Source organism: Nitrospirota bacterium, assembly GCA_016214385.1.
Lineage (GTDB): Bacteria > Nitrospirota > Thermodesulfovibrionia > UBA6902 > JACROP01 > JACROP01.
Window position 1 is genome coordinate 20,956 of the sequence record JACROP010000076.1, and the last position, 15,372, is coordinate 36,327.

The window sequence follows — 15,372 nt, forward strand, 5'->3', positions numbered from 1 at the left end:
TAAATTCCGCTTTTATGAAAGGAGACAATAAAAAATTGACCAATAAGAAATCAAAATTCAGAGAATACGCAGAAGCTATAATTATAGCCCTGTTACTTGCCCTTTTGATAAGGACATTCGTAATCCAGGCATTTAAAATACCTTCAGGCTCTATGATACCGACTTTGACCATAGGTGACCATCTCCTTGTCAATAAATTTATTTATGGCATTAGAATCCCCTTTGTAAGCGGGAGATTTCTGGTCTTTAAGGAGCCACAGAGAGGTGATATTATAGTATTTGAGTATCAAGAAGACCCTAAAAGAGATTTTATTAAAAGGGTTATTGCTGTAGGCGGCGACAAGATTGAAATCAAAGATAAAGTGGTTTATGTGAATGATAAGGCCATTAACGAACCCTATGTGGTCCATAAAGACAAAAGCATTGATATGGGGCCGAGGGACAACCTCAGCCGCAGGATTGTCCCAAAAGGCAAGTTTTTTGTCATGGGTGACAACAGGGATCAAAGCCACGACAGCCGTTTCTGGGGATATGTGGATTTTGATAAAATAAAAGGCAAGGCATTTATACTCTACTGGTCGTGGGACAGCAAAGAAAACTGGATCAGGTGGAGGAGGATAGGACATCTTATTTATTAGGAGGTAACTTATGATAAAAAAACTTTTATGCCTCTTCGTTTTTATTGCCATTGTTTATTCAGGTTTTCAGATCGGAAAACCCTATTATCATTACCGCGCTTTTAAAAGCGACCTTGAGGATCTGGCAAAGGTAGAAATAGGGACAAGCCCGGAGGCTTTACAACAGAAGATAATTGATGTTGCAGAGGAATACAGTGTTCCCCTGAAAGAGAAAGACATTGCCCTGAGCAAAAGAGGCAAGGGTTATGTTATAAATGTCTCGTGGGAGGAAGAAATCAATATACTTGATATTTACAGGAAGACGGTGGATTTTTCTGTTAATACAAGTCAGAGCGACTAATGTTTACAGGGCTTGTTGAGTGTTCAGGCGAGGTTTCTTCAATAAAAAAAACACCTACATGTGCTCGCCTTGTGGTAAAAGCAGATTTAGGTAGAGATGTAAAGATCGGCGATAGCATAGCAGTAAATGGGGTTTGCCTTACTGTTGTTAATTCTGACAGTGGCATTGCATTTGACATTTCTCCTGAGACAATGAAGAGCACAAACCTCGGCAACTTAAAAGTCAGGGATAAGGTAAATCTTGAGAGGGCACTTACTCCGACAGACAGACTCGGCGGTCATATAGTAACAGGCCACGTTGATGCTGCTGGGACAATAATGGAGAGGCGACAGACAGGGGAATACACTTATTACAGAATTGAGGTGCCAGAAGGGGTGATGAGGTATCTCGTTAAAAAAGGCTCTGTGGCAGTGGATGGCATAAGCCTTACAGTGGTAAGCCTCGATGAGACATCATTTACTGTGGCCATAATTCCCCATACCATGGAAGTTACCAATATCGGCGATAAAACAGCAGGAGACACTGTGAATATAGAGGCAGATATCTTAGGAAAGTATGTTGAAAGATTTTTGAGCAGGGAGAAAATCGAAGATCCGCACCGGAAAGACCCAGGTCTAATGAAAACCCTGATGGAAGAGGGATATATCAAGTGAAACCCCGGACAAGCCGCAATGACAGATAAAGGGCAAAAGGATTCTGGAGATGTATTTTCGGGACAATCTAAAATTTGATTTTTAGAAGGATTTAGCGATGGAGCAATATAAATTCAATACAATTGATGAAGCTATAGATGATATAGCGCAGGGGAAAATAGTTATCCTCGTTGACGATGAGGACAGGGAAAATGAGGGCGACCTTACAATGGCAGCAGAAAAAGTAACCCCTGAGGCAATTAATTTCATGGCAAAATATGGCAGGGGACTTATATGTCTTTCCCTCACCCCTGAGAGGGTTGATGAACTAAGGCTTCAAATGATGGCCGATGAAAATACCTCAGCCTTTGGCACCCCCTTTACTGTTTCCATAGAAGCTAAAAAGGGAGTAACAACAGGCATATCGGCTGCAGACAGGGCGAGGACAATTCTTACTGCCATTGACCCTAAGACAAGGCCAGAAGACCTCGCAAGGCCGGGTCATGTGTTTCCCCTCAGGGCAAGGCGTGGCGGAGTGCTCCAGAGGGCAGGCCAGACAGAGGGCTCTGTTGATTTAGCAAGACTTGCCGGGCTATATCCAGCAGGGGTTATATGTGAAATAATGAATGACGACGGCACTATGGCCCGTGTGCCCCAGCTCATGGAATTCAGCCACAGGCACAACATGAAAATTGTCACCATTAAAGACCTGATTAAATACAGGATGCGCAATGAATGCCTGGTAAGAAGGCTGGCTACCACAAAACTACCGACTAAATCTGGCGGTGAGTTTACGGCCATTGCATTCGGGAATTTTGTGGACAGCGGTGTGCATATAGCACTTGTAAAAGGAGAAATAAAACCCACTGATGAGATTCTTGTCAGGGTTCATTCAGAGTGCCTCACAGGGGATGTATTTGGCTCAAGGAGATGCGACTGCGGAGAACAGCTACACAAGGCTATGGAAATGATAAAGGATGAAGGAAAAGGCGTTATACTCTACATGAGGCAGGAGGGCAGAGGCATCGGCCTTGCAAATAAACTGAAGGCATATGAACTTCAGGACAAAGGACTCGATACTGTCGAGGCAAACATCAAGCTCGGCTTTAAGCCTGATTTAAGGGATTACGGCATTGGCGCCCAGATATTAGTTAACCTGGGAGTGAGGAAAATGAAGTTGATGACCAACAACCCACGCAAGATAGTCGGGCTTGAGGGCTATGGCCTGAAGGTTGTAAAGAGAGTGCCAATTGAAGGAATGCCCCATGAGAGAAACATAAGATACCTTATAACCAAAAAGAAGAAGCTCGGACACATACTGGAGAATGTGTAAACTGTAGTAAAACCACAGAGAAAGAACTGTGTGGGAGAATAAATAATGCAAATTAAAACACAGAGACACAGAGGCACAGAGAAGTGAGAAGTGCAATCATAACTTCCCATTTCCTATTTCTCATTTCCCAATTTATAACTCTGTGTCTCTGTGCCTCAGTGGTTATATTATCTGTGAACTCTGTGTTCTACTTAATAAGGGAGGCGTTATGAAAAAATATGAGGGAGAGCTTCAGGCAAAAGGGCTGAAGTTTGGGATTGTTGTAAGCCGCTTTAATGATTTTATTACAAACAGACTTCTTGAAGGAGCTATTGATACTCTTCTGAGACATGGGGCAGAGCAGCATGATATTGAGGTAGTCAGAGTTCCCGGGTCTTTTGAAATACCTCTGGTTGCAAAAAAACTTGCACAGAAAAAGAGCTATGATGCTGTAATCTGCCTTGGAACAGTTATAAGAGGTGCAACTCCCCACTTTGAATACATCGCCTCAGAGGTTGCAAAAGGCATTGCATCTGCATCTCTGGAGACAGGTATTCCAATAGCCTTCGGTGTTATAACTGCTGATACAATCGAGCAGGCAGTCGAGCGAGCAGGTGCCAAGAGCGGAAATAAGGGGTGGGATGCTGCACTTACAGCTATTGAAATGGCCCAGCTCCTTAAGAAACTGTGAACGGTTAAGAGTGAACAGTGATCAGTAAAGACTGCAGGAAAAACCTTCTTTCACTTGTCACTCTTAACTCGTCACTCATCACTGCCTTATGAAACGGCGCAGGGCAAGGGAATATGCACTACAAATGCTTTTTCAGCTTGACTTAGCACAAGGCCATTTAACCAGTGAGTTTATTAAAGACTTCTGGGCGGACAAGAAGGAAGACAATGATGTAAAGGATTTTGCCAGCAGCCTTGTTGAAGGCACATGGAAAAACTTAGATAAAATAGATGAGTTAATTAAGAAATCAGCAGAACACTGGTCTTTAAAGAGAATGGCTGCTGTTGATAGAAGCATCCTCAGGTTTGCCACTTACGAAATCCTTTACAGAAGTGACATCCCCTCCTCTGTTGCCATAAACGAGGCAATAGAAATAGCAAAAAAATATTCAACTCTAGATTCAGCTCCTTTTATAAATGGAATATTAGACAGGATTTCAAAATATCAAGAAGCCGCTAAAGTAAAAAAGATGTGATAAGTCATGCGCTACGCTATAATCTCCGATGTCCATGGAAATCTGGAGGCCCTTAAATCAGTATTAAAAGCTATTGGCAGAGAGGGGGTTAACAGCATCTGGTTTTTAGGCGATGCTGTGGGCTATGGCCCTAATCCCAATGACGCAAAGGCTGCTGTAAAGTGGACGAAAAATATTATGACAAAAAAGAATGCCTCCATCCTTAAAGACTTACCGATCACAAAAAGAATAAAAGACAAGGGAATCCTTCTCGTTCATGCAACCCCGAAAGAGCCTCAAAGATGGCACTATATGTTTACTCTGCAGGATGCCCGCTTGAATTTTCGATTTTTTCCAGAGAAATTGTGCTTTATAGGGCATACCCATCAACCTTCGATAGTGGAACATAGCCCGAGAGGCAAGCTAACTGCGTACATGGACGGCGTGGAAATAAAAGATTACCACAGGTATATAGTAAATGCAGGGAGCGTAGGGCAGCCGAGAGATGGCAACCCGGATGCATGTTATGTAATTTACAGTAAAAATATCATAGAGATAAAAAGGGTTCCTTATGATATATTATTAACCCAGAAAAAGATGCATGAAGCAGGACTGCCGCTGCCATTAATCGAGAGACTTGCATGGGGGACATGATAAAAAAGGAGATCGGAGATTTTGTATAAACCACAGAGACACCGAGGCACAGAGAAGTAAGAAGTGCAGTCATAACTTCCCATTTCCTATTTCTCATTTCCCAATTTAAAACTCTGTGTCTCTGTGCCTCAGTGGTTATTACTTCTGGGGTAAAGGATTTATAAGGAGAGATTATGATAGCACGTTACACGCGGCCTGAGATGGGCAGGATATGGGAGTCCGAGAATAAATTTAAAAAGTGGCTCGATGTCGAGATGGCTGTTTGCGAGGCATGGGCAGAGATAGGAAAGATACCAAAGGATGCAGTAAGAAAGATAAAGAAAAAGGCGAGGTTCGATGTTGAAAGGATCGATGAGATAGAGAAGACCGTAAAGCACGATGTCATTGCCTTCCTCACCTCGGTGGCTGAGAATGCAGGCCCTGAGTCGAGGTTCATCCATAAGGGCCTCACATCATCGGATATTGTTGATACAGCCCAATCACTCCTTATGAGAGAGGCCTCGGACATAATAATCCAGGATATAAAGGAACTGATGGCTGTCCTGAAAAGGCAGGCATTCAGATATAAAGACACACCCTGCATGGGCAGAAGCCACGGTGTCCATGCAGAGCCAATGACCTTTGGATTGAAGTTCACCCTCTGGTATGAGGAGATGAGGAGGAATTTCGCGAGGATAGAGAGGGCAAGAGAGGCTGTAAGCATCGGGAAGTTCTCAGGCGCTGTAGGGACATTTTCGAATATCCCGCCTCTAATCGAAGAGAAGGTCTGTAAAAAACTTGGTCTCAGGCCTGAACCTGTTGCAACGCAGGTTGTGCAGAGGGACAGACACGCAGAGTATCTACTAACCCTCGCACTGATTGCAGCATCCATAGAAAAAATAGCTGTCGAGATAAGGCATCTCCAGAGAACCGAAGTCCTTGAGGCTGAAGAGCCATTCGAGGCAGGCCAGAAAGGCTCATCAGCAATGCCCCACAAGAGAAACCCGGTTGGCTGCGAGAACCTCTCAGGCCTTGCGAGGGTAGTGAGGGCAAATGCAATGGCAGCTCTTGAGAACATCGCCCTCTGGCATGAGAGGGACATATCACACTCATCAGTAGAACGGATCATCATCCCTGACAGTTCCATACTCGTTGACTACATGCTTAACAGGCTCACGGGCATATTGGATGGCCTTCAGGTCTACCCAGAAAGGATGAAGGGAAACATGGCAGGGAGCTATGGCCTCTATAACTCACAGCGAGTCATGCTCGCCCTCACTGAGAAGGGGCTTTCGAGGGAAAAGGCATATGCCATTGTCCAGAGAAATGCAATGAAGAGCTGGAAGGGGAAGAGGGATTTCAAAGGACTGTTACTAAAAGATAAGGAAGTAAAAAAATATCTGACAACTAAGGAGATAGAGAATATATTCAACCTGAAGCATTATTTCAGGAATGTGGATTATATATTCAAGAGGGTATTTGGGAAGTGATTTACAGATACAGAAGACCTGCCCTTTCCGAGACAAAAAGGAGAAATCTCCTATCAATTGTGAGGGAAAGGGTCTCCCCTGAGATAGAGGATATCCAGACAGAATATTGTTTTTATATCGAGTCGGCAGAGGCCCTCACCCCTGAGGAGATAGATGCCCTGCGCTGGCTCCTGAGTGAGACATTCGAGCCAGAGAATTTTTCGGATAAGAGTTTTTTGACTCGTCACTCGTCACTCGTCACTGAGCCTGCCCTGAGCCTGTCGAAGGGTCACTGTCTTTTCGAAGTCGGCCCCAGGATGAATTTCACCACTGCCTGGTCAACCAATGCGGTCTCTGTATGCCATGCCTGCGGACTGAAGAAGATAACACGGATAGAGAGGTCGAGGAGATACAAATTAATTAAGGGGCAAGGGACAAGGGACGAGGGACAAGACTCCGAGCTTATCTCGTCACTCGTCACCCGTCACTCGTCACTTTTTTATGATCGCATGACAGAGTGCCCCTATCCTGAGAGGCTGAAGACCTTTGAGACAGGCATAAGGCCCGAACCTGTCTATACTGTACGGTTGATTGAGGATGGCAAGGCAGCGATCGAAAGGATAAACAAAGACCTCGGCCTCGGGCTTGATGGCTGGGACATAGATTACTACTACAACCTCTTTGCCAATGACCTTAAGAGAAACCCAACAAATGTAGAATGCTTTGACCTCGGCCAGTCAAACAGCGAGCACTCAAGGCACTGGTTCTTTAAGGGAAGACTCGTCATAGATGGTAAAGAGGTTCCTGCAACCCTCATGGAACTGATAAAAGAACCATATAAGAGAAATCCAAATAACAGCATAATCGCCTTTAAAGACAACTCAAGCGCAATAAGGGGATACATGATAAAGACCATCATTCCTGAGAGAGTTGATAAACCATCTTTCTTTGTCGGGAAAGAACTCACGTACAACATCATATTCACTGCAGAGACCCATAACTTCCCGAGTGGTGTTGCACCTTTTCCCGGTGCAGAGACAGGCACAGGAGGAAGGATAAGGGATATTCAGGCAGTTGGTAGGGGAGGTCTTGTTGTTGCAGGCACTGCTGCCTACTGTGTCGGAAACCTCCATATCCCTAACTACAGGCTTCCCTGGGAGGACAAATCCTTTGAATATCCGGGGAACTTAGCATCCCCCCTCCAGATAGAGATAGAGGCGAGCAATGGCGCATCAGATTATGGGAATAAATTCGGAGAGCCTGTTATTCAGGGATTCACGAGGTCTTTTGGCATGAGGCTTCCAGATGGTGAGAGGAGGGAGTGGATAAAGCCGATAATGTTCACAGGCGGTGTCGGCCAGATGAACGAAGGGCATGTAGAAAAAGGACAGCCTGAGAAGGGCATGCTCGTTGTCAAGGTCGGCGGCCCTGCCTACAGGATTGGCATAGGCGGCGGGGCTGCATCGAGCATGATAGCAGGAGAAAGCAGGGAAGAACTCGACTTCAATGCAGTTCAGCGCGGGGATGCAGAGATGGAGCAGAAGATGAACAGGGTAATCCGCGCCTGTATAGAGCTCGGAAAAGAAAACCCCATAATCAGCATCCATGATCAGGGTGCCGGAGGAAACTGCAATGTCCTGAAGGAGCTAATATATCCTGCAGGCGCAAAAATAGAAGTAAGAAAAATCCCCCTCGGGGACAACACCCTTTCTATCTTAGAGATATGGGGTGCTGAGTATCAGGAAGCAAATGCCCTTCTGATCCAGCCTGAAAAGCTAAAAATCTTTGGGGATTTATGCAAAAGAGAAAATGTCCCATTTGCTATTGTTGGGCAGATTACGGATGATGGCTATGTAGTCCTTTATGATGAAAATGACGGAAGCACTCCGGTCAACCTCGACCTCAAAAAGGTTCTTGGAGAGATGCCGCAGAAGACGTTTAACTTCAATAGAATCCCTCCGAAGCTTGAGCCTCTCAAACTGCCAGAGGATATAACTGTGAAGGATGCACTCGAGAGGGTTTTAAGGCTTGTCTCTGTCGGTTCAAAGAGGTTCCTCACAAACAAGGTAGACCGCTCTGTTACAGGCCTGATAGCGAGGCAGCAGTGTTCCGGCCCACTTCAACTTACTGTCTCTGATGTTGCTGTCATTGCTCAGAGCCACTTCGGTGTGACCGGCGCTGCAATATCCATAGGAGAACAACCCATAAAAGGCCTCATAAATCCAGGGGCAATGGCGAGGATGGCTGTTACAGAGGCTATCACCAATATTGTCTGGGCAAAGGTAAGCAAACTCGAGGACATAAGATGCTCAGGCAACTGGATGTGGGCTGCAAAGTTTCCTGGCGAGGGCGCTGCAATATACGATGCTGCTCTTGCTATGAGGGATATTATGATGGAACTGGGCATAGCAGTAGATGGCGGGAAGGATAGCCTCTCTATGGCAGCAGTTGTTCAAAAAATGAGAGGGGAGAAAGAAATAGTAAAGGCACCAGGGTCATTGGTTATCTCTGCCTATGTCACATGCCCTGATATTACGAAGGTGATAACTCCTGATATAAAAAGCCCGGGACAGAGCAGATTGCTTTATATAGATTTAGGCAATGGCAGATATAGACTCGGAGGCTCTGCCCTTGCCCATGTCTACAACCAGATCGGTGATGAATCTCCTGATATGGAAGACCCGGACTTGCTGAAACGCGCCTTTGCGGCAACACAGAGACTTATCGATGAAGGCATCATCCTCTCAGGCCACGATATAAGCGATGGCGGTTTAATAGTGACCCTTCTTGAGATGGCTTTTTCAGGAAATTGTGGAATTGAAATAAGTCTGGAGTCGGGAGTGAGGAGTCGGGAGCCAAAGAACGGATTAATATCGCTATTATTCGCTGAAGAATCGGGTCTGGTTATCGAATATCTGCCGGAGAAGGAAAATGAAATTATCTCAATATTTAAAAGTTTCGCTGTTCCCCATCAAATCATAGGCAAAAGCCTATCAGAAAAAAGAATAAAAATAAATCTCCTGACTCCTGACTCTCGACTCCTGACTGTATTAGATGAAGATCTGAGACATCTACGGGCATTGTGGGAAGAGACGAGCTATCAGCTTGAAAGGCTGCAGACAGACCCTGAGTGTGCGGATGAGGAAAAAAAGAATATCTACGATAGAAAAGGCCCTCACTTCAACATAACCTTTACACCCGAACAGACACCTTTTGAGATTCTCAGCAGAGATTCAAAGCCAAAGGTTGCAATCATCCGTGAAGAGGGCAGTAATGGCGACAGGGAGATGACATCTGCCTTTTATATGGCAGGATTCGAGACATGGGATATAACCATGACCGACATAATCAGGGGAGATATATCCCTCGATGATTTCAAGGGCATAGCCTTTGTGGGAGGTTTCAGTTATGCTGATGTCCTCGATTCATCAAAAGGCTGGGCAGGAGTAATAAGATTTAACAAGAGGATTTACGAACAGTTCGAGAGATTCTATCACAGGGATGACACATTCAGCCTCGGCGTATGCAATGGCTGCCAGCTCATGGCACTCCTCGGCTGGGTGCCCTGGAGGGGGATTGAGGACAGGTTTCAGCCGAGGTTTATTCAAAACAGGTCAGGCCGTTTCGAGTCGAGGTTCGTTACTGCAAAGATATTCGAAAGCCCATCTGTAATGCTTAATGGAATAGATGGTTCGACTCTCGGCATATGGGTAGCCCATGGAGAGGGAAGAGCACATTTCCCTGACAATGAGGTTAAAGAGAAGGTTATCAAAATGGGGCTTGCTCCTGTGAGATATGTGGATGATGATGGAGAGATTACAGAATCCTATCCCTTCAATCCAAATGGCTCTCCAGAGAGCATTGCAGCCCTCTGCTCACCAGACGGGAGGCATCTCGCCATCATGCCCCATCCGGAAAGAACATTCTTAAAATGGCAGTGGGCCTGGATGCCTGAGCAATGGAGCGATAAACTTGAAGCATCACCATGGCTCAGGATGTTCCAGAATGCGAGAAAGTGGTGCGATTCCTCTATTTCCTCCAGAAATGCGGGACAAAAAGCACTATAACGGTATATATCTCAAGCCTGCCAATAAGCATACATAGGATAAGAATCCACTTGCCTAAGGTAGGGATGGTGGAATAATTCTCAGCAGGCCCGGCAGTGCCGAGAGCAGGGCCTACATTCGACATTGCAGAGATGGTCGTAGTAGCTGCGGTTATTATATCAATGCCTAAAGCAGTCATACTTACAGTTGCAATGACCCAGATAAACAAAAAAAGAAATAGAAAACCCCAGATCCCACCCAATATCTCTTTTGTTAGAGGTTTCCCATCAAGCTTTATGTATGTCACAGCATGGGGATGGATTAGTTGATAGAGTTCCCTGTATGCCTGTTTCAGCATCAGAAGGATACGGACCTGTTTCATTCCACCTGCAGTTGAGCCCACCATGCCGCCAAAGAACATCAAGGAGACGAGGAGCATCTGGGATAATACAGGCCACTTCTCAAAATCGGCGGTTACATATCCTGTTGCAGTCACTATAGAGGCAACCTGAAAAGAGGCATATCTCAAGGCATCAAAAAGGGATCTATAATTAGAGCCAATTATATTTAATGTAATTAAAACTATAGATGAGAAAACAATCAGACAGAAAAACCTGAATTCGCTGCTCCTCCAGTATCGCGAGAAATCACCCCTGAAGGCATAGAAATGGAGAGAGAAATTTACCCCTCCAATTAGCATAAGAATGGTTATAACAATATCTATATAGGCGCTCTGGTAATAGGCTATGCTCGCATTCTTTATAGAAAACCCTCCTGTTGCCACTGCCCCGAAGGAATGGCATAAGGCATCGTAAAGATCCATGCCACCTAAGAGTAAGAGTATTACTCCAAAGATTGTGATGGCTGTATATACATACCAGAGGGACTTGGCGGTATCTGCTATCCTGGGCCTTAACCTTTCAACCACTATCTCAGATACCTCTGCCTTAAAGAGTTGCATACCACCTGCGCCAAGCATGGGAAGGATTGCGAGAGATAAGACTATTATCCCCATCCCTGCCATCCAGTGGGTAAGACTTCTCCAGAGAAGTATTCCCTTTGGAAGGGCCTCTACATCAGTAAGTATAGATGCCCCTGTGGTTGTAAAGCCTGACATAGCTTCAAAATAGGCATCTGTGAAAGAAGGGATACTGCCTGAGAGGATAAAAGGTAGAGAACCAAAAAAAGATATAGCGAGCCAGCTTAAAGTCACGACAGCAAAACCATCCCTGTGCTTTATTTCCGTCCCCCTTTGCGCCCTTGTAAGAAAAGAAAGTATGATACCTGCAAACAAGGCTATAAGAAAGGATTCGCCTAAGGCTGTAAAGTCTTCCCCTCCGTATATTATAGAGACTGCAACAGGCAGGAGCATAAAGGTTGAGGCGATTATAATAACAATACCTACGAGGTTTAATACGAGGGGGATATTCATTGAAGGAGTTCTTCTACCTGCCTGACAGACTCCCTGAGGGTAAAAATAATCAGTTTATCTTCCTTGAATATTTTATCGCTCCCTGAGGGAATGACAATATCAGTATCCCTTATAATTGCCCCTATCAGGGATTTATCCGGGAGTTCTGCCTCAAGAAGGGTTTTCCCGTCAAGTACTGAGCCTGCCCTGACCCTTGCTTCGATTATCTCAGCCTTGTCCTCTGCTATAGCCGTAAGAGACAGTATGTCGCCCCTTCGGATATACCTTAAAATTGTGCCGGCAGTAATCAGGCGAGGGCTTAAAACTGCCTCAATTCCAAGGCTATTGGCAAGGGGAAGGTAGTCGGTTTTGTTTACTATGGTTATAACCTTTTTTGCTCCGAGGCTTTTTGCAAGAAGGGAAGACATTATATTAAGTTCTTCGTTGTTCGATATCGCTGCGAATGCATCCATGTCTGCAATATTCTCCTCTTCCAACAATTTCTGGTCTGAACCATCCCCATGGAGTATGACGCTCTTTTTCAGGGATTGACTTAGAAATTTGCACCTCTCGCTGTCCATCTCTATTATCTTAAGACTCACATCTCTTTCTTCCATTGCCTTTGCCACATAAAAGCCTATCCTTCCACCGCCGAGTATCATAATCCTTTTAGCAGGTTGTGTAGCACCACCAATGCTATTCGCGACTGTCTGGACATCCCCTTCCTTAACAGGCAGGAAGATTATATCGCCTTTTTTGATTATGCTATCCCCGGAAGGAATAATTACCTTTTCTCCCCGGTGTATTGCACCTATCAGGATTTTTGGTTTAGTTAGATCAAGGTTTTTAAGGGACTTTCCGATAAATTTTGATTCCGACGGAATCTTAAAACCAATAACCTTTATTTTCCCTGCCTCGAAGTCCTCCACGTCTGATGCAAATGGCACTTCAAATATCCTCAAAATCGCCTTTGCAGCTTCAAATTCCGGGCTTATCGCAGGGTTTATATCAAGGCTCTGAAGAAGGGTCTCATTGGCAAAGTACTCGGGATTTCTGATCCTCGCAACCTTTCTCGGTATCTTAAACATTGCCTTTGCAACAAGGCAGGCAATCATATTTGTCTCATCCATATCTGTTACTGCAAGGAGTATGTCTGCCTTCTCTGCACCGGCCTCTTTCAGCACAGACGGAGAACCGCCTTCCCCCTCAACCACTGCCACATCAAGGCCTTCGGATATCCTTTTCAGCTTATCCCTGGCCTTATCTACAACCACAACATCGATGTCTTCCTGGGTCAGAAATTTAGCTACCTGAAAGCCTACCTCTCCTGCACCCACTATAATTACACGCATGGGGAAATATTAGCATAAAACATCAAAGAAAAAGAGCTTAGAAAAATGTTATATTAAACTGTAGATGAAAGAGCCTACCGACCATCGATCTTTAGACAAATTCCGTGAAGAATGCGGGGTCTTCGGAGTCTATGGCCACCCTGAGGCCTCGAACCTTACGTATCTTGGACTATATGCCCTTCAACACAGGGGCCAGGAGGGTGCCGGGATTTGTTCTTCTGATGGAAGGCAACTGCACATTGAAAAATCCATGGGCCTTGTGGCTGATATCTTTACAGAAAAAAGACTGAGGCGCCTTCAAGGCCATGCTGCCATAGGCCATAACCGCTATTCAACCGCTGGCTCAAGCGTCCTGAAGAATGTCCAGCCCATAGTGGTAAATTTTGCCCTCGGCTCCCTTGCCATCGCCCACAATGGAAACCTCGTCAATGCCTTTGAACTAAAGAGAGACCTTGAGAGAGAAGGCGCCATATTTCAATCAACCTCAGACAGCGAGGTCATCGTTCACCTTATTGCCAATTCTAAGGAGAAGGGGCTCTACGAGCGCATTATAGACGCCTTCAGAAAACTTTATGGCTCTTTCAGCATCCTCATTATGACAGAAAACGAACTCATTGCCGTAAGGGACCCTTATGGATTCAGACCCCTCTGCCTCGGTGAATATGATGGGGCACATGTCATTGCCTCAGAAACCTGTGCCTTTGACCTTATAGGTGCAACGTACATTAGAGATATAGAGCCAGGGGAAATGGTAATTATAAATGAGAAAGGCATTAAATCACTTAAACCCCTATCAGATGTAAGACATGCCTTCTGCATATTCGAGTTTATTTATTTCTCAAGGCCTGACAGTTATATTTTTGGAGGGCTCAATGTTAATGATGTAAGAAAAGAGCTCGGCCGTCAGCTTGCGAGGGAGAGCCCGGTTGACGCTGACCTTGTAATCCCTGTGCCTGACTCTGGCGTTCCTGCTGCCATTGGCTATGCTGAGGAGAGCAGGATAACCTTTGATTTTGGCCTGATAAGGAACCACTATATTGGCAGGACTTTTATAGAGCCACAGCAGGCAATAAGGCACTTTGGCGTAAAAATAAAATTAAACCCTGTAAGAAAACTCCTCGAAGGTAAGAGGGTCATTGTTGTTGACGATTCAATCGTGAGGGGCACAACAAGCAAAAAAATTGTAAAGATGCTCAGAGAAGGTGGCAAGGCCAGGGAAGTTCATCTGAGGATAAGTTCTCCTCCAACCATAGGGCCATGTTTTTACGGCATTGACACGCCAACGAGGAAAGAGCTAATAGCATCAACCCACCGCCTCGAAGAGATACGAAAGTATATCACCTCAGACACCCTCGCCTACCTTAGCCTTGAGGGCCTTTTAAAGACATTCCCGAACCCTAAAGAATACTGCACAGCCTGCTTTGATAACAACTACCCTGTATTTTCACCTGCAGACAAAGCAGAGCAGATGGTGCTCTTTTGAACACGCTGCTACGGCAACGGCAACAAAGCTAAAAAAAATACCTATATCCCCTTTAACCCTTCAATCTATCGAAGCTCCTTAATTATTCCGTCTACAACCTCCGCTGTTTTTTTTATAAATGCTGAGGCATTATTATATGCCTCTTCTGCGTCATTTTTATCCACTATTGTAAAATCTGCATAATCGGCATCTTCCCTTTCAGAAAGTAAACTCCTGAACCACTTTCCATATTCAGCAGACATATACCCATCCATTATCAATTTTTTCCCTACCATTGTCTTCACTCCCTCATGGGTCTTAGGGTCTGTGCCAAAGAGAATAAGGGCTCCCTTTGCCGCTGTCAATGCCGCATAATAACTCCTGTTAATTGAAGATCCAAACCTCTCTTTTTCTAAAAGAAGTTTTGCATCTTCCAACAGGCTTTTTGCCTTTTGAAGCTCCCCGCGAAGTCGAAGCAACCCTTCGCGGAGACCCGCTTCGGGACTCGCTTCGAGCTGCGGGGAATCTTCGAAATGTAAGGAATTATTATCTTTTATATTCGCTCGCTAACTGGGAAATGCGCTCGCTATGCATTTTCAAGTCTGTATCTTGAGAGTTCCCTCTTGTCTTCTCTGCTGAGCGTCATAGATTATGACTCCTTCTTCGTTTATTGATTCGATAAAGGGGCTGCTAATGGAAGCATTAAAATCAAACTCCTTTTTGGAAAGGATAATAACAGAAAATGGTATATCAAATTTCATTTCGTACTCATAAAAGATATCAATTATTTTGTTTTTGATGTAACTATTTTTTTTATCAACAAGGATAAAGTTGGGGAGATGATAATTAACAAGCTCAGAAGTTTTTATTGTTATTGCAGTCTATGGCAAAGA

At 44.8% G+C, this 15,372-nt stretch carries 14 protein-coding genes; 10 read left to right on the forward strand and 4 right to left on the reverse strand.

Going from position 1 to position 15,372, the window contains the following annotated elements; genetic code table 11:
- Positions 1 to 14 precede the first annotated feature (14 nt).
- The 9 genes from lepB to purL all read left to right on the forward strand — a co-directional run bounded on the left by lepB (position 15) and on the right by purL (position 10,275).
- Complete coding sequence (lepB, locus tag HZC12_04860) at positions 15 to 638, forward strand: signal peptidase I (protein ID MBI5026058.1); 624 nt, start codon at positions 15 to 17, stop codon at positions 636 to 638.
- A 10-nt stretch (positions 639 to 648) separates the two neighbouring features.
- A complete protein-coding gene (locus HZC12_04865; GenBank protein MBI5026059.1) occupies positions 649 to 978 on the forward strand; it encodes a hypothetical protein in 330 nt (109 codons plus the stop codon).
- Positions 978 to 1,631 (forward strand): riboflavin synthase, encoded by a 654-nt coding sequence (locus tag HZC12_04870; GenBank protein MBI5026060.1) that lies wholly within the window; start codon positions 978 to 980, stop codon positions 1,629 to 1,631. Before HZC12_04865 ends, HZC12_04870 begins: the two co-directional genes overlap by 1 nt.
- A 97-nt stretch (positions 1,632 to 1,728) precedes the next feature.
- Positions 1,729 to 2,943, forward strand: coding sequence for a bifunctional 3,4-dihydroxy-2-butanone-4-phosphate synthase/GTP cyclohydrolase II (locus HZC12_04875; protein ID MBI5026061.1), 1,215 nt, complete (start codon positions 1,729 to 1,731; stop codon positions 2,941 to 2,943).
- A 208-nt stretch (positions 2,944 to 3,151) separates the two neighbouring features.
- Positions 3,152 to 3,613, forward strand: a complete 462-nt coding sequence (locus HZC12_04880) for a 6,7-dimethyl-8-ribityllumazine synthase (protein MBI5026062.1) — start codon at positions 3,152 to 3,154, stop codon at positions 3,611 to 3,613.
- Between the two features lie 88 nt (positions 3,614 to 3,701).
- Positions 3,702 to 4,127 (forward strand): transcription antitermination factor NusB, encoded by a 426-nt coding sequence (gene nusB, locus HZC12_04885; protein MBI5026063.1) that lies wholly within the window; start codon positions 3,702 to 3,704, stop codon positions 4,125 to 4,127.
- A 6-nt stretch (positions 4,128 to 4,133) separates the two neighbouring features.
- Positions 4,134 to 4,760, forward strand: a complete 627-nt coding sequence (locus HZC12_04890) for a metallophosphoesterase family protein (GenBank protein MBI5026064.1) — start codon at positions 4,134 to 4,136, stop codon at positions 4,758 to 4,760.
- Between the two features lie 173 nt (positions 4,761 to 4,933).
- Positions 4,934 to 6,229: an adenylosuccinate lyase gene (locus HZC12_04895; protein ID MBI5026065.1), complete on the forward strand. Its 1,296-nt coding sequence runs from the start codon at positions 4,934 to 4,936 to the stop codon at positions 6,227 to 6,229.
- Positions 6,226 to 10,275: a phosphoribosylformylglycinamidine synthase gene (gene purL / locus HZC12_04900; GenBank protein ID MBI5026066.1), complete on the forward strand. Its 4,050-nt coding sequence runs from the start codon at positions 6,226 to 6,228 to the stop codon at positions 10,273 to 10,275. The genes HZC12_04895 and purL overlap by 4 nt, the downstream gene beginning before the upstream one ends.
- Here the strand turns inward: purL and HZC12_04905 are convergent.
- On the reverse strand, positions 10,238 to 11,686 hold the full coding sequence (locus tag HZC12_04905) for a TrkH family potassium uptake protein (protein MBI5026067.1): 1,449 nt from the start codon (positions 11,684 to 11,686) through the stop codon (positions 10,238 to 10,240). The genes purL and HZC12_04905 overlap by 38 nt on opposite strands.
- Positions 11,683 to 13,017 carry a Trk system potassium transporter TrkA gene (trkA, locus tag HZC12_04910; protein MBI5026068.1) on the reverse strand — a complete coding sequence of 445 codons (1,335 nt, stop codon included), beginning with the start codon at positions 13,015 to 13,017 and terminating at the stop codon, positions 11,683 to 11,685. Before trkA ends, HZC12_04905 begins: the two co-directional genes overlap by 4 nt.
- Positions 13,018 to 13,081: 64 nt before the next feature.
- Here trkA and HZC12_04915 point away from each other — a divergent pair, with 64 nt between their 5' ends.
- Positions 13,082 to 14,500, forward strand: coding sequence for an amidophosphoribosyltransferase (locus HZC12_04915; GenBank protein ID MBI5026069.1), 1,419 nt, complete (start codon positions 13,082 to 13,084; stop codon positions 14,498 to 14,500).
- 65 nt (positions 14,501 to 14,565) lie between these two features.
- Here HZC12_04915 and HZC12_04920 read toward each other — a convergent pair whose 3' ends face one another.
- Both HZC12_04920 and HZC12_04925 read right to left on the reverse strand, forming a co-directional pair.
- The gene (locus HZC12_04920) at positions 14,566 to 14,958 is read right to left on the reverse strand and encodes a HEPN domain-containing protein (protein MBI5026070.1); all 393 of its coding nucleotides are present in this window, start codon (positions 14,956 to 14,958) and stop codon (positions 14,566 to 14,568) included.
- A gap of 117 nt (positions 14,959 to 15,075) precedes the next feature.
- Positions 15,076 to 15,240: a hypothetical protein gene (locus HZC12_04925; protein ID MBI5026071.1), complete on the reverse strand. Its 165-nt coding sequence runs from the start codon at positions 15,238 to 15,240 to the stop codon at positions 15,076 to 15,078.
- Between the last annotated feature and the right edge of the window lie 132 nt (positions 15,241 to 15,372).